Below are 17,307 nucleotides of genomic sequence, written 5' to 3' on the forward strand. Positions count from 1 at the left end.
GGGCCCCTCCGCTCGCCGGTAGGGGCCCCGCCCGACGGTCTCAGCCGAGGACGCCGGCCAGCACCGCCGGGTCGACGTTGCCGCCGGTGACCACGGCGACCGTACGACCGGGCGGCAGCTCGGCGGCGCGGAACAGCCGGGCGGCCACGGCCACGGCGCCGCTCGGCTCCACCACCAGGCGGGCGTCGCGCACCAGCCGACCCATCGCGGCCCGGATCTCTTCCTCGGTCACCGTGACGATGCGGTCCAGCCGGGCCCGCAGGTGGGCGAGGGTCAGCTCGGACGGCGGCAGACGCAGCCCGTCGGCCATCGTCCGGTAGGTGCGCTCCTCGCCCCAGACCACCACCGAGCCGGCCGCCAGCGAGTCCCGCGCGTCGGCGGCGAGTTCCGGCTCGACGCCGATCACCGTCGTCGCCGGGCGCAGGGCGGTGACCGCGGTCGCGACGCCGGAGGAGAGCCCGCCGCCGCCCACGGGCACCAGCACCACGTCGACGTCGGGCAGGTCCTCGACGATCTCCAGCCCGACCGTGCCCTGCCCGGCCACGATCCGCCGGTCGTCGAAGGGCGGCACCAGCACCGCACCCGTCGTCGCGGCGATCCGCTCCGCCTCCGGGCCGCGTCGCGGCGGCGGCACCAGCAGCACCTCGACGCCCAGCGCGCGGATCCGGTCGACCTTCGCCGCCGGGGCGCCCTCGGGCACCACGATCCGGCACGGCACACCGGCCGCGCGGGCCGCGTACGCCAGCGCCAGGCCGTGGTTGCCCGACGAGTGGGTGACCACGCCGCGCGCCCGCTCCTCGGGCGTCAGCCGGGCCACCGCGTGGGTCGCCCCGCGCAGCTTGAACGAGCCCACCGGTTGCAGGCTCTCCGGCTTGAGCCACAGCTGCGCGTCCCATCCGGTCCGCAGCAACGGGGTACGCAGCACGGTGCCCTCGATGTCGGCGGCGGCGTTGCGGACGTCGGTGATCGAGACCAGCTCCATCGCCCCATCCTGCCCGATCCGGGGCGGACGAACGGTCCCGCGCGGTTGCGGCCGGGACGGCGGGGGTGGCGCGCCTAGACTGCCGGGGTGACCGGAGCCGGCGGGGTGGAGGACGAGCCGGCCGAGGGCGTACCGGCCTCGGGCTGGCGGGCGGCGGCGCGCGACCGGCGCGTCTGGGCGATCCTCGCGGTGGTCGCGTTCCTGCTGGTGTGCTGCTGTTCCGCCGCCGCCGGGACGCTGCTCGCGCTCGCCACCGGCCTGTTCGCCGCCTGACGCGGCCCGGGCGGCCCGACGCCGGTTCGCGGGGCGAGCTGGCGGATCACGGGCTCAGGTCGTCCGCAGCTCCTCCACCGCCGTACTCGCGCGCAGGAACAGCAGGCCGACACCGACCGTCACCAGCACCGCCGTCAAGGCGCCGGCGCCGAGCATCGTGAGCTGCCCCAGGGGTACGTCGGGCGGCACGGTCACCTGCGAGGTCTCCACGACCCGGGTGTGGCGCGCCCGGGTGACGGGGTCGGCGCAGAGCTGCGCGGTGGCGACGCAGACCTCGTCGTAGTCGGCGCCGCTCGGCGCGCGGAACAGCCCCCGGGCCAGCAGCAGGCCCACGGCCAGGGCGACCGCCACCGCCGGCACGGCCGGGGCCAGCGACTGCCAGGCGATGGACCGGCCGAGCGTGGGCCGGGGCACCCCGGTCGCCACCAGGGCCGCGTACGCGCGCCGCCGGGCGGTGATCCCCTCCACCACCGCGACGACCAGCCCACCGGCGGCGACCAGCATGGCCACCACCACCGCCAGGTCCACCAGGTCCATGGTCCGCAGGTAGAAGTCGCCGCCCGCCAGCCCGGCCCCGGTCCGCCGGCTGAGCTCGCCCGCCGCGACGAAGTACTCCCGCAGCCCGGCCGCGCCCGCGCCGAGCAGTACCGCCGCCAGCAGTGCGGCGAAGGTGCGGCTGCCCGCCCACGGGTCGGCCGTCAGCCGCCGGGCGGCGAGCAGCGCGGCCGGGCCCCGGGCGTAACGGTGCAGCAGCCGCCCGGCGGTCCAGGAGATCCAGCCGGTGCCGACGACCACCCCGATCATCGCGGCCAGCCCGCCGCCGACCAGCAGCATCGGCACCAGCCACAGCGGCGCGTCGGCGTCGCGCCGGTCGTAGAAGCGGGTGACGGGTTCGATGGCGGCGAAGGCGGCCAGCCCGGCGACGATGAGGACGCCCGCCCAGGGCCGGGGGCCGCGTTCCCGGCGGTGCGTACGCAGCACGCCGAACGGGGTCGTGCTCACCCGGCGCAGCATCAGCGCGGTGGCCAGCGCCGCGACCACCGGCAGCCCCGCCAGCACCGCCGCCAGCGCGCCCGGGGTGGGCAGCACGTCGGTGGGGAGCGCGAGCCGGCCCCGGGCGTCGGGCCGGTCCCACAGCTCCCGGCCGGCGAAGTAGACCGAGGCGCCGGCCAGCGTGCCGAGCAGGCTCGCCAGGCCCGTCTCCAACACGGCGATCCGGGTCACCTGGCCCGGGGTGGCGCCCGCCAGCCGGAACGCGGCCAGCCGGCGGTCCCGCGCCGGGGCACCGAGCCGGGCGCACTGCCCGGCCAGCGCCAGCACGGGAATCATCAGCAGCAGCAGGGCGAAGGCGGTGCCGCCGCGCAGCCCCGGCTCGACGAGCAGGGGGTTGGAGTAGTGCTGCGACCAGCGGTTGGCGTTGTCGTCCGTGGCGGGTGGGGTGGGGATCGCCAGCACGGTGAGCGCGGCCAGGGCGGCGACAGCGGCCAGGGCGGCGCTGATCGCGGTGAGGACCACCCGGACGGTGTCGGTGCGGGTGCCGGCCAGGGCGAGGCGGGCCAGGGTGGCCGGCCTCACCGGCGTACGCCCGGCAGCGGGGTGTCGAGGCCGAGCCCGTCGCGGTCGACCATGCCGTCGCGGAGGATGATCTCGCGGTCGGCGTACGCGGCGATCTGCGGCTCGTGGGTGACCAGGACGACGGTGGTCTTCTGCTCGCGGGCGAGCCGGACCAACTGGGTGAGCACCTGCTCACCGGCGAGTGTGTCCAGCGCGCCGGTCGGCTCGTCGGCGAAGAGCACCCGGGGCTCGGTGACCAGGGCCCGCGCCGTGGCGCAGCGCTGCTGCTGCCCGCCGGACATCTCGCCCGGCCGGGCGTCGGCCAGGTCCGCCACGCCGAGCCGGTCCATCCAGGACAGGGCGGCCGTCCGCGCCTCTCGCCGCCGGGTGCCGGCGAGGAGCAGTGGGAGGGCGACGTTCTCGGCGGCGGTCAACTCGGCGACGAGCTGGCCGAACTGGAGGAGCACCCCGAACTCGGTGCGCCGCAGCCGCGACCGTGCCGCCTCCGACCAGGTGTCGATCCGGTGTCCGTTCCAGCTCACCTCGCCGGCGTCGGGGCGCAGGATGCCGGCGAGGCAGTGCAGCAGGGTGGACTTGCCGCAGCCACTCGGGCCGGTGACGGCGACGATCTCGCCCTCGGCGACGTCGAGGGTGACGCCGCGCAGCGCGGGTGTCGGCCCGTAGGACCTGACCACGCCGCGAGCCTGAAGTTGCGTCACGAGTGCACCTCCCGGTGCCAGTCGGCGACGCGGTCCAGGGTGGTCCGCAGCCACCGCAGATCGGCGTCGAGATGGGCGATGGCGAAGTCGGCCGCGACGATGTCGTCGAGGCTGGCCGAGGGCGCCGTCTTCACCGCGGTCAACTCCCGCAGTCGTTCGGTGTGGGCCTGCCGCTGGGCGACCAGGTAGGCCCGGGCCCGGTCCGCGTCGTCCACCAGCAGCGCCACGACCACCTTGGCGAAGAGGGTGCTGGCGACGTACGGCATCGGCGGCTCGACCTCGGCGAGCCAGCGCTCCAGCGCGGCCCGGCCGTCGGCGGTCAGCGCGTACGCGGTGCGCTCGGGGCCGCCCTCCCGTTCCTGCCCGGCCGGTGCCACCAGGCCGTCCCGCTGCAACCGGCCGAGCGTCGAGTAGACCTGCCCGAAGGCCAGCGGCCGGGCGCGGGGCAGGCGTTCGTCGTGGGCCCGCTTCAGCTCGTAGCCGTGCCGGTTGCCGGCGGCCAGCAGCCCGAGCAGTACATGCGGGGTGGACACCGCGTCACTATTCACCGGGTGAATAGCGACTGTCAAGGAGGCCCGCGCGGCGGGTGCCGCGCGGGCCTGTGGTTGAGGTGGGCTCGGTCGGGGTCAGTCGAGCGCCGACCAGTCCGGGTCCCGGCCCGTCAGGGCGAGCAGGCGGTCGATCTCCGAGACGTCCGACGACGACGTGCCCACCGGCGCCGCGAAGACGCCCTGCTCCCGGGCCGCCGGCCCCATCTGCTCGCACAGGGCGTACAGCGGGGGCAGCACCTCGGGCGCGGGGCGGTAAGGCTGCCCGGTGGCGACGGCCAGGTCCCAGGCGTGCACGGTCAGGTCCAGCAGCACCATGCTGCCGACCGTCTCCTGCGGCAGCCCCATCCCGGGCGAGATGCCGTCCAGCGCGGCCGGGTCCGACCACGCCTCGACCAGCTTCGCGGTCTCCGCCTCGAACCGGTCCCGCCAGCCCTCGGCCAGATGGTCGGGCTTCTCCGCCCACTCCGGCTGCCGTCTGTGCGCGAGGGCCTGGAAGTTGACCACCACGTCGTGGAGGTGGTTGAGCAGGTCGCGTACCGTGTAGTCGCTGCACGGGGTGGGCAGGTCCAGTTGGTCGTCCGAGATGCCCCGGACCACCGCGACGGCACGGGGGGTCGTGGCTGCGAGCAGATCACCAGTCTTCGTGGCCATGCGCTCAGGGTACGAGGATGGCCCCGGCGTCGCCGCCCCCCGCAAGTCGCTCGCGAAGCCGTACGTGGTGAAGCCGAGGTCGACCGGGGGCCGGCTCAGTTGCGGCGCAGGGCGACCACGGCGACGTCGTCGTGGATCTCCGGCGGAGCCAGCTCGACCAGGAGCCGCTCGCAGAACCGGTCCAGGTCGTCGTCGACCCGGCCGGCGGAAGCGGCCAGGGCGGCCAACCCGTCGTCGATCGTGGCGTCCCGGCGTTCGATCAGGCCGTCGGTGTAGAACACCAGCGTCGCCCCGGCCGGCAGCACGAATTCCAGGTCGGGCGGCCGGGGCGCGCGGACCCCGAGCAGCGGGGCCGAGTGCTGTACGAACTCGACCTTGCCGTCGAGGCTGAGCAACGGCGGCAGGTGACCGGCGCTGGCCAGCCGGATCCGGCCGCTGGGCGGGTGCAGCAGCAGCACGCAGATCGTGGCCAGCTCGTCGGGCAGCAGGGTACGCATGAGTTCGTTGACCCGGTGCAGGATCTCGCCCGGCTGGTGCCCCTCCACCGCGTACGCCCGCACCGCGTGCCGCAGCTCGGCCATCACCGTCGCGGCGTGCAGCGAGTGGCCGGCCACGTCGCCGATCGCCAGGAGCAGGTGGCCGTCGAGCATCACCAGCTCGTAGAAGTCGCCGCCCACCTCGGTCTGCGCGCTCGCCGGCTCGTAGCGCACGGCCAGGTCGAGCCCGCTGACCTGCGGTATCCGGCGCGGCAGCAGGCTGCGCTGGAGGGTCACCGCGATGCGGTGCTCCTCGTCGAAGGAGCGCTGCGCCTCCACCGCCGCCGCCACCGCCTGGGCGAGCTGCCGAAGCACGGGGGTGCGGGCGGTCTGCGTGGCGGTGGGCACGACGACGTAGAGCGGCGCCCGGTCCTCGCGCAGCCGGGCGGCGGCCACCGTGACCGTGTCGTCCGCCGGCCACTCGACCAGGCCCCAGGCTGCCGGCTCGTCCACCCGGACCGTCGTCCCGGTCGGCACCCCGGTGTCGTCGACGATCCAGGGGACGATCGTGGCCGCGCCGTCGGGGAAGTCCGCGATCCCGGCGAGACAGTCGCCGTCGAACGTCTCCGCGACCACGGCGGCCGGGCTCCTGAAGATCTGCGCGGCGCCGGCCGCCGCCGCCTCCAGCAGCCTCGCGAAGTTCGGGGCGGAGTGCACCGCCATGGTCGTGTCGGCCAGCCCGAGCAGCCGTTCGGCGAGCAGTTCCGCGCGCTGCCGGGCCCGGTAGTAGCGCAGCACCGCGTGGGAGGTGGCGACCAGTTCCTCCGGCTCGATCGGCTCCGCCAGGTACGCGTCCGCGCCCCGGGTCAGCCCCTGCGCCCGGTCCACCACGTCCACCGCGTGCGCGGACACGTGGATCACCGGCATCGCCGGGTACGCCGCCTTGATCCGTTCGCAGACCTCGAAGCCGTTCAGGTCGGGCAACCGCACGTCGAGCACCACGAGATCGATCGGGTCCACCCCGACCCGGGCCAGCGCCTCGCCGCCGCTCTCCGCCTCCAGCACCGCGAAGCCCGCCCGGGAGAGCCAGCTCACCAGGAGGTAGCGCTTGGTGGGGCTGTCGTCGACCACCAGGACCGTCGCCGGGCCGCCCTCCACGTCACGCTCCGCCCACAGGCAGGGTGACGGTGAACGTGCTGCCCCGGCCCGGCTCGCTGGACACCACCAGGCTGCCGCCGAGCAGGGTCACCAGCCGCCGCGCGTACGGCAGGCCGAGGCCCGTGCCGCCGACCCGGGTGGCGCCGGGCACCTGGTAGAACTCCTCGAAGATCCGCTCGTGCAGCTCCGGGGGGATGCCCGCGCCGGTGTCGGAGACGGCCAGCGACCACTGGTCGTCCCGCCGCCCCGCCCGCAGCCGGACCTCCCCGCGCTCGGTGAACTTGAGCCCGTTGTGCAGCAGGTTGCGCAGGACCTGGGCGAGCAGCACCTCGTCGGTGCGCAGCGTCGCCGGCACGGGCGGCTCCTCCACCACCAGCTCGACGTCGGGCCGGGTGGCGAGGGCGCGCAGCGTGCCGCGCAACTGGCCGAAGACCGGCCGCAGGTCGACCTCACTCCAGTCGGGCTCGATCCGGCCCGACTCGGCCTTGGCCAGGTCGAGCAGCTCGTTGACCAACGTGAGGAGGTCACCCGCCGACGAGCGGATCAGCCCGACCTGGCGGGCCTGCTCGGCGGTGAGCGGGTCGGAGGCGGAGTCGCCCAGCAGCCGGCCCAGCCCCATGATCGCGGTGACCGGGGCCCGCAGCTCGTGGCTGACGTTCGCCAGGAACCGGCTCTTCGACTCGCTCGCCGCGCGCAGCTGGGCGGACTTCTCGTCCAGCTCGGCGTAGAGGGCGACCACGCCCCGGTTGGTCTCCTCCAGCTCCTCGGTGAGCTGGTTGTAGAGCGCCATCACGCCCCGGTTGGTCTCGGCCAGCTCCTCGTTCAGGACGGCCAGCTCGTCGCGCTGGCTGCGTACCTCGTCGAGGGCGGCGATCAGCTGCGCGTTCTGGGCGGCCAACTCGTCCAGGGCGCTGCCCGGCGCGTTCCGGTCGAGCTCGGCGCGCAGCTCGGCGAGACGCTCGGGGGTCAGCACCTCTGCGGTGACCGGAACACGTCGGGACATCCTCACGACCGTATCCCCCTCCCGTGGCACCACGCCCAACTTGTCCACCAACCGCGCCACCGCGCCGGACCGCGGCTCGTACCGCCCGCCGGGCAGCGGACGCACCGGGAGGAGGTCCACCCGCAGGTACCGCCTGCCGTCGGCGGGGTCGTCGACGAGGACGAACGCCACCTCCGCCCCGCCGGCCGAGTGCAGCAGGTCGCGGGCCACCTCGCTGAGCGCCGTGGCGATGCGTACCTGGTCCTGGTGTTCCAGCCCCACCGCGGCGGCGACCTCGCGGCCCCGCTGCCGGACGACGAAGATGTCGTGTTCGACCCGCAGCGCCATCGTCAGCAGGGGCGCCCCGGCGAACCCGGTCACGACCATCCCCGCGCGACCAGGACGCAGGCGTCGTCGCGGCGCGTGCCGGCGTCCCGCAGCAGCGTCGCGGCCACCACCAGGGGCGACCGGTCGACGAGACCGGGATAGTCGGCGAGCTGCCAGCGGTCGACCACCCCGTCACTGTGCATGACCAGCAGGGCGTCGGCCTCGAAGGGGTAGTCGTACTCCCGGATCGGGGGGCGCTGGTGCCCGGCGATGCCGGGCAGCGAGACCAGGCCCCGCCGCCTGCCGTCCGCGCCGATGACGGCGGCGGAGATGTTGCCCAGCCCCGAGTAGCGCAGCACCCCGGCCGACAGATCCGGCTCGGCCACGGCCAGCGCGGCGCCCCGGGTGTGCGACATCGAGCGGTGCAGGTGCGCGACGACCGCCGCCGGCGCCCCCGCCGGCGCCTTGCGGAACGCGTCGAGCGCGGCGTCGGTGGCGGCGGAGGCCAGCGGCCCGTGTCCCAGGCCGTCGCAGACCAGCACCTGGCGACGGCCCTCGACGATCCGCCACGCGTACCCGTCGCCGCTGACCGATTCCCCAGCCAGCGGCCGGCTGAGCGCGCCGACCCAGGGCCACCGCTCGTGCCCGCCGGGGCGGTTCGGCCAGATCTGCACGGCGAGCACCGTGCCGCGCTCCGGCCGGGAGTAGCCGTCGAACCAGGTGGCCTGCCGGACGATCGCGCCGAGGCCGATGCCGAGCGTCCCGGCGGTGGAGTGCCCGTCCTGCGAGGAGGCGGTGAGGTCGGCCATCCCGGGCCCGGCGTCGACGGCGATCAGCTCCACGCCGGCCTCCCCGTCGCGCCGCACCGGCCGCAGCAGCAGGACACCGTCGTCGGCGTGCTTGACCAGGTTGCTGGTCAGCTCGGCGGCGACGATGGCCAGGTCGGCGGTGCGGGCGGCGCCCAGGTCGAGCTGGGCGGCGAGCCGTTCGGCGGCCCGCCGCACCGTGCTGGCCGCGCTGCCGCTCTCGACCCGGAACCAGATTCCGCGGTCGGGGACCGCGTCGTCGTTCACCGGGACCACTTGGTGACCGTGATCCGGGTTCCCTCACCGACGGCGGTCTGGATGTCGAACTCGTCGACGAGCCGGCGTGCGCCGCTGAGCCCGAGGCCGAGCCCGCCGCCGGTGGTGTAGCCGTCGGTCAGCGCCAGGTCGAGGTCGGCGATGCCCGGGCCGGAGTCGGCGAAGACGATCCGCACTCCCCGCCGCCGGCCGTTGTCCACCGTGGCCACCTCGACCGTGCCGCCGCCGCCGTACACCAGGGTGTTGCGGGCCAGCTCGCTCGCCGCGGTGACGACCTTGGTCTGGTCGACCAGCGAGAGCTTGACGGCCACCGACACCGTACGCACCAGCTGTCGGACGCGTACCACGTCCTCGTCGCTGCGGATCGCCTGCGCCTGCGGCTGGCCCAGGTCGACTCCGGCGGTCATGACAACGCCGTCGTCTCGGCGTCCGGTTCGTCGTCGAACGCGAGCTCGCGCTCGTCGGCGTGGGCCGCCGCGATCAACTCCATGCCCCGCTCGACGTTGAGCGCCGTCCGGATGCCGTTGAGCGACAGGCCCAGCTCGACCAGGGTGATGGCGACGGCGGGACGCATGCCGACCACGACCGTCTCCGCGTCGAGCACCTTGGAGATCGAGGCGATGGTCGACAGCATCCGCCCGACGAAGGAGTCGACGATGTCCAGGGCGGTGATGTCGATGATCACGCCGTGGCAGCCGGTGGCGACGATCCGCTCCGCGAGGTCCTCCTGGAGCTGGACCGCCGTCTGGTCGGACATGTCGACCTGGATGGAGACCAGCAGGATGTCGCCGATCTTGAGGATCGGCACCCGTTCCATCAGGCCTCCCGGCGCTGGCGGCGGCCGGTCTCGACCCCGGTGAGCCGGAGCACGTGCCGCAACGCGTCGGCGAGGCTGGCCTTGGTGGCGATGTCGCCGAACTCGATGCCCAGCGCCACGATGGTCTGCGCGATCTGCGGCCGGATGCCGGAGATGATGCAGTCGGCGCCCATCAGCCGGGCGGCCACCACGGTCTTGAGGATGTGCTGGGCGACCTGGGTGTCCACCGCCGGTACGCCGGTGATGTCGATGATCGCGTAGGGCGAGCCGGTGTCGACCAGGGTCTGGAGCAGCCGCTCCATCACCACCTGGGCCCGGGCCGAGTCGAGGGTGCCGACCAGCGGCACGGCGACCACGCCCTCCCAGAGCTTCACCACCGGGGTGGACAGCTCCAGCAACTGCTCCGCCTGGTCGGCGATGAGGCTCTCGCGGGTGCGCACGAAGCTCTCGAAGGTGAACAGGCCCATCTGGTCGATCAGCCCGGAGAAGGCGACGTAGTCGCGCAGCCTCTCGGCGCCGCCCTCGGCCTCCAGCAGCTCCAGCAGCACCTCCTTCAGCGCGAACACGCTGATCGCGGTCTCGGAGGCGGAGAAGCCCTGCCGGGCGCGCCCCCGGGACAGCTCGGAGAGCACGGCGCGCAGCTCCGTGGCCTGCTCGGAGTCAAGGTCGACGGCACCCTGCTCACTCGCAGTGATCATGCTAGAGTGCAGCTCCTGCACCTGCCGGCGCAGCTCGCCCTGGCTGAGCCGCCCGCGCAGGGACGCGGCGACGATCTCCGTCCAGCGCTGCGTGACCCGCTCGGCGTGACCGGTCAGCAGACCGGCCAGCCGGTTGCCTTCCTCCGTGCTCAACGCCATGGTGAACCCCCTTCGACCTCGACGGCGGACTCTATCACCGGAGGCCGGAGCGCTAGTTGCCGCAGGGCAAACGAATGAGCACGGCCACCGGATACCGCCTCCCGTTCTGCGTACCACCCCGATGGTGGGATACCGTTTCCCCGATAACAGGAGGTCTGGCGAATGTCCTTGACGGTGCACACGGAACAGCGCGGCGACGTGGTCGTCGTCTCGGTCGCGGGCGAGCTGGACATGGCGACCGCACCGCAGTTGCAGGACCAGATCACCGACCTGCTCGACAAGGGTCGCAGCCGACTCGTCTTCGACCTGGCGAACGTCTCGTTCTGCGACTCCACGGGGCTGTCGGTGTTCGTCCGCGCCAAGAACAGCTGCGACGAGGCCGGCGGCGTGGTGCGGCTGGCCGCCCCGCAGCGGGGCGTGCTGCGCATCCTCGAGGTGAGCGGCCTCGTCGAGGTGCTGCACACCTACCCCACGGTCGAGCAGGCCGTGGCCGGCGACCCGACGCCCGCCACCTCCTGACGGTTCCCCCTCACGCCTCGTCCTCGATGTGTCGGGGACGGGCGATCACCATGCCCGCGCCGGTCTGCACGGCGAGTGCTACCAGCAGGAACCCGATCGGGACGGTCCACCCGCCGGTGGTCCCGTAGAGGATGCCCACGAGCAGCGGCCCCAGCGCGGCGATGAGGTAACCGACGCTCTGGCTGAACGCGGAGAGCGCCACCGTCCCCTCGGCGGTGCGCGCGCGCAGCCCGATGGTGGCCAGGATCATCGGGAAGGCGCTCTGCCCGATCGCGAGCAGCACCACCCAGAGCAACGCCCCGTCGTGCGGCGCGACGGCCATCCCGACGTAGGCCAGGGCCATCGCGGCGGAGAGCGTCAGCACCAGCGGGTGCAGGGTGCGCAGCCGCCCGGCCAGGGTGGGCATCAGCAGCGCGATCGGCACGCCCAGGGCGGTCACGCCGGCGAGCAGCAGGCCCGCGTCCTGCGGGCGGTAGCCGGCGTCGCGGAAGAGCTGGGCCAGCCAGCCCATGATCGCGTAGGCGCCGAGCGACTGCGTCCCGAAGTAGACCGCCATCGCCCAGCCGAGCCGGGTCCGCCCGGGCCGGATCCGCCCGGGGCGGGGCGCCGCCGCCGTCGGGGTCGCCGCCCGTCGGGCCGCGCGCGCCCGCAGCGCCAGGGGCACCCACGGGAGTACGGCCACCAGGGCCAGCCCGGCCCAGACGGCGAGCCCGGCCCGCCAGGTGCCGAAGAGGTGCGCCACGGGCACCGCCGCCGCGGCCGCCACCGTCGCGCCCACCGTCAACGTCATCGAGTACGCCCCGGTGACCAGCCCGATGCGGTGCGGGAAGTACTGCTTCACCAGGAGCGGGAGCAGGACGTTCGCCACCGCGATCCCGGCCAGCGCCAGGGCGCTGCCGGCGATGAAGACCAGCGCGGAGTCCGTACCGACCCGGACGAGCTGCCCGGCGGCGAGAATCAGCATCGCCACCACCAGCACCCGGGCCGGAGAGTGCCGGCGGACCAGCCGGGGGGTGAGCGACCCGAAGACGGCGAAGGCCACCGCGGGCAGGGTGGTCACGACCCCGGCCAGCACCCCGGAGAGGGCCAGGCCGCCGCGTACCTCGTCGAGCAGGGCGCCGAGGCTGGTGATGGCGGCCCGCAGGTTGAGCGCCACGAGCAGCATGCCGACGAGCACGAGCAGCCCACCGGCGACCGGCCCGGCCGGGGCGGGGGTGGCGGCAGGAGCCGTCGCATCCGCCGGCGCGGGCACGTCGTCCGGCCCGGCGATCGTCTCCCGCGCGGAACGCGGCGCGGTTCCGGCGTCGACGGCGGCGGTGGTTGGCGGGGTCATGCGTCTGAACCTACAATCATGGGATGAATTCCTGGCGGGTGTTGTAACCAGTGCCACCGTCGGTTGATTCCGCCGCCGCGCCGCCCCGGGGGCACCGGGTGCGGCAGACCATCGCGCAGCTCAGGGAGCGGATCCTCGGCGGCGAGTGGCCGCTGGGCGGGCGGATCCCCACCGAGCCGCAACTCGTCGCGGCGCTCGGCGTGGGGCGAAACACGGTCCGCGAGGCGGTGCGGGCGCTGGTGCACGCCGGGGTGCTGGAGTGCCGGCAGGGCTCCGGGACGTACGTGGTGTCGACCGACGAACTGGCCCCCGTGGTGGCCCGCCGGCTCACCGCCGACCGGATGGCCGAAGTGGTCGAGGTGCGCCGCGCCTTCGAGGTGGAGGCCGCCCGGCTCGCCGCGCTGAGGCGTACGGCCGAGGACCTGGCGGCCCTGGACGGCGCGCTCGCCACCCGTGAGGCGGCCTGGCGCGACGGCCGGTTCGACGAGTTCGTGGCGGCCGACGCGGCACTGCACACCGCCGTGGTCGCGGCGGCGCACAACGGCATGCTCGCCGAGCTGTACGCCTCGGTCGGCACCGCGCTGCACAGCACGATCGCCCAGTCGATGGGCGGCGCGCTGGAGCCGGAGCGCTACGCCGACCACTCCCGGCTGGTCGAGGCGATCCGGGCCGGCGACCCGGACCGGGCGGCGATCGAGGCCGGCGCTTTTCTGGAGCCCACGCCCGGGGCATAGGTTGTGCCGGACGGAAGACCGGACACCTCGGGAGTACGGATGCTCAAGGGCTTCAAAGACTTCATCATGCGCGGAAACGTCGTCGACCTGGCGGTCGGTGTCGTCATCGGCGCCGCGTTCACGGGCGTGGTCACCCAGCTCACCAAGTCGTTCCTGGAACCGCTGGTCCGGGTGCTCATCGCGCTGCTCACCGGCAGCAAGAACGGCCTCACCGGGTCCACGCCGACGTTCCGCGAGATTCCGTTCGACTGGGTGGCCTTCGTCAACGCGCTGATCACCTTCCTGCTCACCGCGGCGGCGCTCTACTTCCTCGTGGTGTTCCCGATGAACAAGCTGGCCGAGCGGCGCAAGCGGGGCGAGGAGCCGCCGCCGAAGGCCCCGAGCGAGGAGGTCAGGCTGCTCACCGAGATCCGCGACGCCCTGGTCGCCGCCGGCCACACCACCCCCGGGCAGCAGCGCGGCGCGCTCGACGACGTCCTCGGCCGCCGGGAGGAACCGCCCACCCCGCGCTGAACCCGGCGCACGCACATCGGCCCCTGCGGGAATCCCGCGGGGGCCGCACATTTTCGTACGCCTGTTCGATAGAGTCCCGCCATGGAGCAGCGGAAGCACTGGTGGAACGGGAAATGGGGCCGGCTGGCCCGGCGCGACGTCTTCCTCCGGGTGGACGGCGACCGGTGGCACGTCGAGCAGCGCGCCGGCGGCTCCGAGGGCGTCTCCCGTTTCTACGAGCACGGCACCGCCGACGAGGCCGAGGAGACCGTCCGGGCGCTGCTCCAGGGCACCGACACCTGGCGCGAACTCTCCCCCCGCCCGCCGAGCGCCTGGTCCCCGGAGGTGTGACCGGTACGCCACCACGAGATCTTGGACAGTTGCCGTTCGGCCCGAGCGACAACTGTCCAAGATCTCGACGATGGTTTAGCCGGAGCGGGGTCCGGGAACCGCGCCAGGATGGAGCAGCAGGACACCGAGCGACAGGCGACAGTTTCCCGGGTCACCACGGGCATGCGGGTGGTCGACGTCGACGGCACCGAGGTCGGCACCGTCGACCTGGTCCAGCGGGGCGACCCGAACGCGGTGACCGTGCAGGCGCCGACCGCCGACCCGGGCAGCAGCCTGGACGAGCTGATCGAGTCGACGGCCGTCGAGGAGCCGGACGTGCCGGCCGACCTGGCGGCCCGGCTGCTACACAGCGGCTACCTGAAGGTCTCCACCGACCTGGTCCGCACCGGCGCGGTCTACGTGCTCGCCGAGCAGATCGCCGCCGTCACCGACGACCAGGTACGCCTCGACGTCCCGGCCCGCGACCTGCCGCCCGAGGAGTGAACGACGCCCCGGCCGCACCCGGCTCCGGCGGTGCGGTCACGGGTGCGGGCGGCGGCTCCGGCGATGCGGTCGGGGTTTCGGATGGTGATTCCGGCGCGGTTGGCCCGTCGGAGCGCCGGCGGAAGAGCAGGAGCATCACCCCGCCCGCGACCAGGCCCCAGAACGCGCCGCCCACGCCGAGCAGGGCCACCCCGGAGGCAGTCACCACGAAGGTGACCACCGCGGCCTCGCGGGCCGCCGGCTCCGCCAGCGCCGAGGTGAGCGCGGTGGCCAACGCGCCGAGCAGCGCCAGCCCGGCGACCGCCTCGATCAGCACCGGCGGGGCGAGCGCCACCAGCGCGGTCGCCGCACCGGCGCCCAGCCCCAGCAGGGCCAGCCCGATCCCGGCGGTGACCGAGGCGATCCAGCGACGGTCGGGGTCCGGATGGGCGTCCGGGCCGGCGGCCAGGGCGGCGGTGATCGCGGCGAGGTTGACCGCGTGCCCACCGGCGGGCGCGGCGACCACGGTGGTCAGCCCCGTGGCGCGCAGCGCGGCGCCGAAGGGTGGGCGGTAGCCGTAGCCGACCAGCACCGCCATTCCCGGTACGTTCTGCGCGGCCATGGTGACCAGGAAGAGCGGCAACGCGAGGCCGACCATCGCGGAGACGTTCCAGGCCGGGGCGGTCAGCTCGACCGCGGGGAGCAGCCGGGCGCCACCGAACCCGGAGACCGAGGTGGTCAGCGCGATCGCCGCCACCGCGACGACCAGCGCGCCGGGCACCGCCCACCGCCGGGCGAACCGGTGCAGCAGCAGCCAGGCCAGCACCACGGGGACGGCCAGCCGGGGCACCTCGACCAGCGCGCGGACGGGGGCGGTGCACAGCGGCAGCAGGACCCCGGCGAGCATCGCGCCGGCGATCGGCCGGGGGATAGCCGCGACGGCCCGCCCTAGGGCGGGGAACAGCCCGGCGGCCACGATCAGCGCGCCCGAGACGAGGAACGCCCCGACGGCGACGGGCCACCCGCCGGGCATCGCACCGGTGGCGACCAGCAGCGCCGCGCCCGGGGTCGACCAGGCCACGCTCATCGGGATCCGGTGCCGCAGGCCCAGCCACACGGCGGAGAGCCCGGAGGCCACGCACACCGCCAGCAGCCCGGAGGCGGCCTGCGCGTCCGAGGCGCCGACGGCCCGCAGGCCGGCCAGCACCACCGTGAACGAGCTGGCGAACCCGACCAGCGCGGTCACCACGCCCGCCAGCACCGGTTGCGACAGTCCCGCCATCCCACTCCCCCGACCGTTCCGTTTACGGAACAACAACCTGTAGCACCATAGCGGGGTGCCGCAGACGTCACCAGTCCACCGATCGGCCCCCGATCCGGGAGCCGAGGCCGTCGGTCGCCGGGTACGCGCCCTGCGCGAGGAGCGCGGGATGTCGCTGTCCGCCCTCGCCCGGCTCGCCGGGGTGGGCAAGGCGACCCTCTCCGGCCTGGAGAACGGCACCCGCAACCCGACCCTGGAGACGCTCTACGCGATCACCGCGCAGCTCGGCGTACCGCTGACGGCCGTGCTCTCCGGCCCGGCGGCCGGGCCGGTCGTACGCGGCGCTGCCGTCAGCGCCATCCTGCTGGAGGTCTTCGAGGACAGCGACGCCACCTACGAGCTGTACCGGATGCTGGTCTCGCCCGGCCCCGAGCAGCTCTCCCCCGCACACCAGCGGGGCGTCACCGAGCACGTCACCGTCTTCTCGGGCGTGCTACGCGCCGGCCCGGTCGACGCGCCGCTGACCGCCGCCGCCGGCGGGCACCTGCGCTGGACCTCGGACGTGCCGCACGTGTACGCCGCCGTCGGCGACGAGGAGGTCGCCGCCAGCCTCCTGCTCCGCTACCCCCGCCGCTGAGCATCCGCCGGCGACGCGGGCCGCGCCGGCCCGGTCGGGCGTACGCTCAGCCGTCGACCGGCGTCGGCACCGGCAGCCGCCGCTGCACGGCCCAGATCGCCGCCTCGGTACGCGACGCGGACCCGGTCTTGCGCAGCAGGTTGGACACGTGCACGGTGACGGTCCGCACCGAGATGCCGAGGGCCCGCGCCACCTGCTTGTTGGACATCCCGGCGACCAGGCAGCCCAGCACCTCGATCTCCCGCCCGGTCAGCTCGGCGTCGACCGGGTCGGCGGGTCGCTGCGGCGCCACCCTCGGCGCTCGCGGGGCGGGCGGCGGCCGGAGCAGGGCCTCGGGTCCCCGGCCGGCGTGCGCGGCGAGCAGCTCGGTGAGCGCGTACGGATTGCCGCCGGTGCGCTGCCAGACGGCGCGTACCAGCCGGCCGGACGGGCGCGGGTCCGCGTACACCTGGGTCAGCACCTCGGCGACCTCGGCCGGCAGCAGCGGTCCGAGGTGTTGGCGGACGGCGCCCCGGACGCCGCAGAGCCGGGCCAGGGCGCGGACCGCGAGGTCCGGCGCGACGGCGTCCTCGGCGGGCCGGCTCGCCACCACCAGCAGCGCCGGCAGGTCGGCGGCGGTCGCCAGCTCGCCCACGAGGTTCAGGCTGGCCGGGTCGAGGGCGTGCAGGTCCTCCACCACCAGTACGGCGGGGCCGGCGCCGACGAGCAGCCGGACGACCCGCACCGCGAGCCGGAGCAGGGTGCCCGGCGCGTAGCGCTCGCGCGGCGCGGTGGGCTGCTGGGCGAGCCAGGCCAGCGCGTCGGGCGGCAGGTCGAGCCGGCTCGTGTCGCGGCCCGTGAGGACGGCGGCCAGCCAGTCGTACGGGGCGGGGCTGTGCACGCGGGCGGCGCCGGAGAGCACCACCGCCGGTCGGGGGGCGAACGCGTCCAGGGCGGCCGCGACCAGCAGGGACTTGCCCACCCCGGCCTCGCCGGTGAGCACCGCGACGGCCGGCGCGGAGCGCCGGGAATCGACCACGGTGGACCACGCCCGGTCGAGCTCGACCAGCTCACCGGCGCGCCCGACCATGGACACCGGCATCATTCCCC

At 74.8% G+C, this 17,307-nt stretch carries 21 protein-coding genes; 7 read left to right on the plus strand and 14 right to left on the minus strand.

Features of this window, described 5'->3' with window-relative positions; all coding sequences use genetic code 11:
- Window positions 1-40: 40 nt before the first annotated feature.
- Entirely contained in the window at window positions 41-982 is a 942-nt protein-coding gene (locus AC5L34_RS04825) for a threonine ammonia-lyase (RefSeq protein ID WP_441173611.1), read from the minus strand.
- Between the two features lie 87 nt (window positions 983-1,069).
- Here AC5L34_RS04825 and AC5L34_RS04830 point away from each other — a divergent pair, with 87 nt between their 5' ends.
- Entirely contained in the window at window positions 1,070-1,255 is a 186-nt protein-coding gene (locus tag AC5L34_RS04830; protein WP_441174103.1) for a hypothetical protein, read from the plus strand.
- A gap of 54 nt (window positions 1,256-1,309) precedes the next feature.
- Here AC5L34_RS04830 and AC5L34_RS04835 read toward each other — a convergent pair whose 3' ends face one another.
- The 10 genes from AC5L34_RS04835 to AC5L34_RS04880 form a co-directional block, all read right to left on the minus strand.
- On the minus strand, window positions 1,310-2,830 hold the full coding sequence (locus AC5L34_RS04835; protein ID WP_494823866.1) for an FtsX-like permease family protein: 1,521 nt from the start codon (window positions 2,828-2,830) through the stop codon (window positions 1,310-1,312).
- Window positions 2,827-3,528, minus strand: a complete 702-nt coding sequence (locus AC5L34_RS04840) for an ABC transporter ATP-binding protein (protein WP_441173613.1) — start codon at window positions 3,526-3,528, stop codon at window positions 2,827-2,829. Before AC5L34_RS04840 ends, AC5L34_RS04835 begins: the two co-directional genes overlap by 4 nt.
- Window positions 3,525-4,061, minus strand: coding sequence for a PadR family transcriptional regulator (locus tag AC5L34_RS04845; RefSeq protein ID WP_441173614.1), 537 nt, complete (start codon window positions 4,059-4,061; stop codon window positions 3,525-3,527). Before AC5L34_RS04845 ends, AC5L34_RS04840 begins: the two co-directional genes overlap by 4 nt.
- Before the next feature lie 93 nt (window positions 4,062-4,154).
- The gene (locus AC5L34_RS04850) at window positions 4,155-4,730 is read right to left on the minus strand and encodes a TIGR03086 family metal-binding protein (protein WP_441173615.1); all 576 of its coding nucleotides are present in this window, start codon (window positions 4,728-4,730) and stop codon (window positions 4,155-4,157) included.
- 95 nt (window positions 4,731-4,825) lie between these two features.
- Window positions 4,826-6,364: a SpoIIE family protein phosphatase gene (locus AC5L34_RS04855; RefSeq protein ID WP_494823869.1), complete on the minus strand. Its 1,539-nt coding sequence runs from the start codon at window positions 6,362-6,364 to the stop codon at window positions 4,826-4,828.
- Window position 6,365: 1 nt separating this feature from the next.
- On the minus strand, window positions 6,366-7,694 hold the full coding sequence (locus AC5L34_RS04860) for an ATP-binding protein (protein ID WP_494824186.1): 1,329 nt from the start codon (window positions 7,692-7,694) through the stop codon (window positions 6,366-6,368).
- A 29-nt stretch (window positions 7,695-7,723) separates the two neighbouring features.
- On the minus strand, window positions 7,724-8,746 hold the full coding sequence (locus AC5L34_RS04865; protein ID WP_494823871.1) for a SpoIIE family protein phosphatase: 1,023 nt from the start codon (window positions 8,744-8,746) through the stop codon (window positions 7,724-7,726).
- Window positions 8,743-9,162 carry an ATP-binding protein gene (locus AC5L34_RS04870; protein WP_089002490.1) on the minus strand — a complete coding sequence of 140 codons (420 nt, stop codon included), beginning with the start codon at window positions 9,160-9,162 and terminating at the stop codon, window positions 8,743-8,745. Before AC5L34_RS04870 ends, AC5L34_RS04865 begins: the two co-directional genes overlap by 4 nt.
- Window positions 9,159-9,572: an STAS domain-containing protein gene (locus tag AC5L34_RS04875; RefSeq protein ID WP_357576874.1), complete on the minus strand. Its 414-nt coding sequence runs from the start codon at window positions 9,570-9,572 to the stop codon at window positions 9,159-9,161. The genes AC5L34_RS04870 and AC5L34_RS04875 overlap by 4 nt, the downstream gene beginning before the upstream one ends.
- A complete protein-coding gene (locus AC5L34_RS04880) occupies window positions 9,572-10,429 on the minus strand; it encodes an STAS domain-containing protein (RefSeq protein WP_441173618.1) in 858 nt (285 codons plus the stop codon). The genes AC5L34_RS04875 and AC5L34_RS04880 overlap by 1 nt, the downstream gene beginning before the upstream one ends.
- A 162-nt stretch (window positions 10,430-10,591) precedes the next feature.
- On the opposite strand from AC5L34_RS04880, the gene AC5L34_RS04885 reads away from it, so the two are divergent.
- Window positions 10,592-10,948, plus strand: coding sequence for an STAS domain-containing protein (locus tag AC5L34_RS04885; protein WP_089002493.1), 357 nt, complete (start codon window positions 10,592-10,594; stop codon window positions 10,946-10,948).
- A gap of 10 nt (window positions 10,949-10,958) precedes the next feature.
- Here the strand turns inward: AC5L34_RS04885 and AC5L34_RS04890 are convergent, their stop codons facing one another.
- Window positions 10,959-12,113 (minus strand): MFS transporter, encoded by a 1,155-nt coding sequence (locus AC5L34_RS04890; protein ID WP_494824188.1) that lies wholly within the window; start codon window positions 12,111-12,113, stop codon window positions 10,959-10,961.
- A 218-nt stretch (window positions 12,114-12,331) separates the two neighbouring features.
- On the opposite strand from AC5L34_RS04890, the gene AC5L34_RS04895 reads away from it, so the two are divergent.
- From AC5L34_RS04895 to AC5L34_RS04910, 4 genes are all read left to right on the plus strand, one after another.
- Entirely contained in the window at window positions 12,332-13,015 is a 684-nt protein-coding gene (locus tag AC5L34_RS04895; RefSeq protein WP_494823874.1) for a FadR/GntR family transcriptional regulator, read from the plus strand.
- A gap of 39 nt (window positions 13,016-13,054) precedes the next feature.
- Window positions 13,055-13,528: a large conductance mechanosensitive channel protein MscL gene (gene mscL / locus AC5L34_RS04900; RefSeq protein WP_357716862.1), complete on the plus strand. Its 474-nt coding sequence runs from the start codon at window positions 13,055-13,057 to the stop codon at window positions 13,526-13,528.
- An 81-nt stretch (window positions 13,529-13,609) separates the two neighbouring features.
- Window positions 13,610-13,858 carry a hypothetical protein gene (locus AC5L34_RS04905; protein ID WP_441173621.1) on the plus strand — a complete coding sequence of 83 codons (249 nt, stop codon included), beginning with the start codon at window positions 13,610-13,612 and terminating at the stop codon, window positions 13,856-13,858.
- Window positions 13,859-13,966: 108 nt separating this feature from the next.
- Entirely contained in the window at window positions 13,967-14,341 is a 375-nt protein-coding gene (locus tag AC5L34_RS04910; RefSeq protein WP_441173622.1) for a hypothetical protein, read from the plus strand.
- Here AC5L34_RS04910 and AC5L34_RS04915 read toward each other — a convergent pair.
- Window positions 14,283-15,602: a benzoate/H(+) symporter BenE family transporter gene (locus AC5L34_RS04915; RefSeq protein WP_494823877.1), complete on the minus strand. Its 1,320-nt coding sequence runs from the start codon at window positions 15,600-15,602 to the stop codon at window positions 14,283-14,285. The two genes, AC5L34_RS04910 and AC5L34_RS04915, sit on opposite strands and share 59 nt — an antisense overlap.
- Before the next feature lie 148 nt (window positions 15,603-15,750).
- Between AC5L34_RS04915 and AC5L34_RS04920 the strand changes: the two genes are divergently transcribed.
- Window positions 15,751-16,218, plus strand: a complete 468-nt coding sequence (locus tag AC5L34_RS04920; protein WP_441173628.1) for a helix-turn-helix domain-containing protein — start codon at window positions 15,751-15,753, stop codon at window positions 16,216-16,218.
- Between the two features lie 46 nt (window positions 16,219-16,264).
- Here AC5L34_RS04920 and AC5L34_RS04925 read toward each other — a convergent pair whose 3' ends face one another.
- Window positions 16,265-17,302 carry a helix-turn-helix domain-containing protein gene (locus AC5L34_RS04925; protein WP_494823878.1) on the minus strand — a complete coding sequence of 346 codons (1,038 nt, stop codon included), beginning with the start codon at window positions 17,300-17,302 and terminating at the stop codon, window positions 16,265-16,267.
- Window positions 17,303-17,307 lie beyond the last annotated feature (5 nt).

It is taken from the genome of Micromonospora sp. ZG13 (assembly GCF_059359355.1).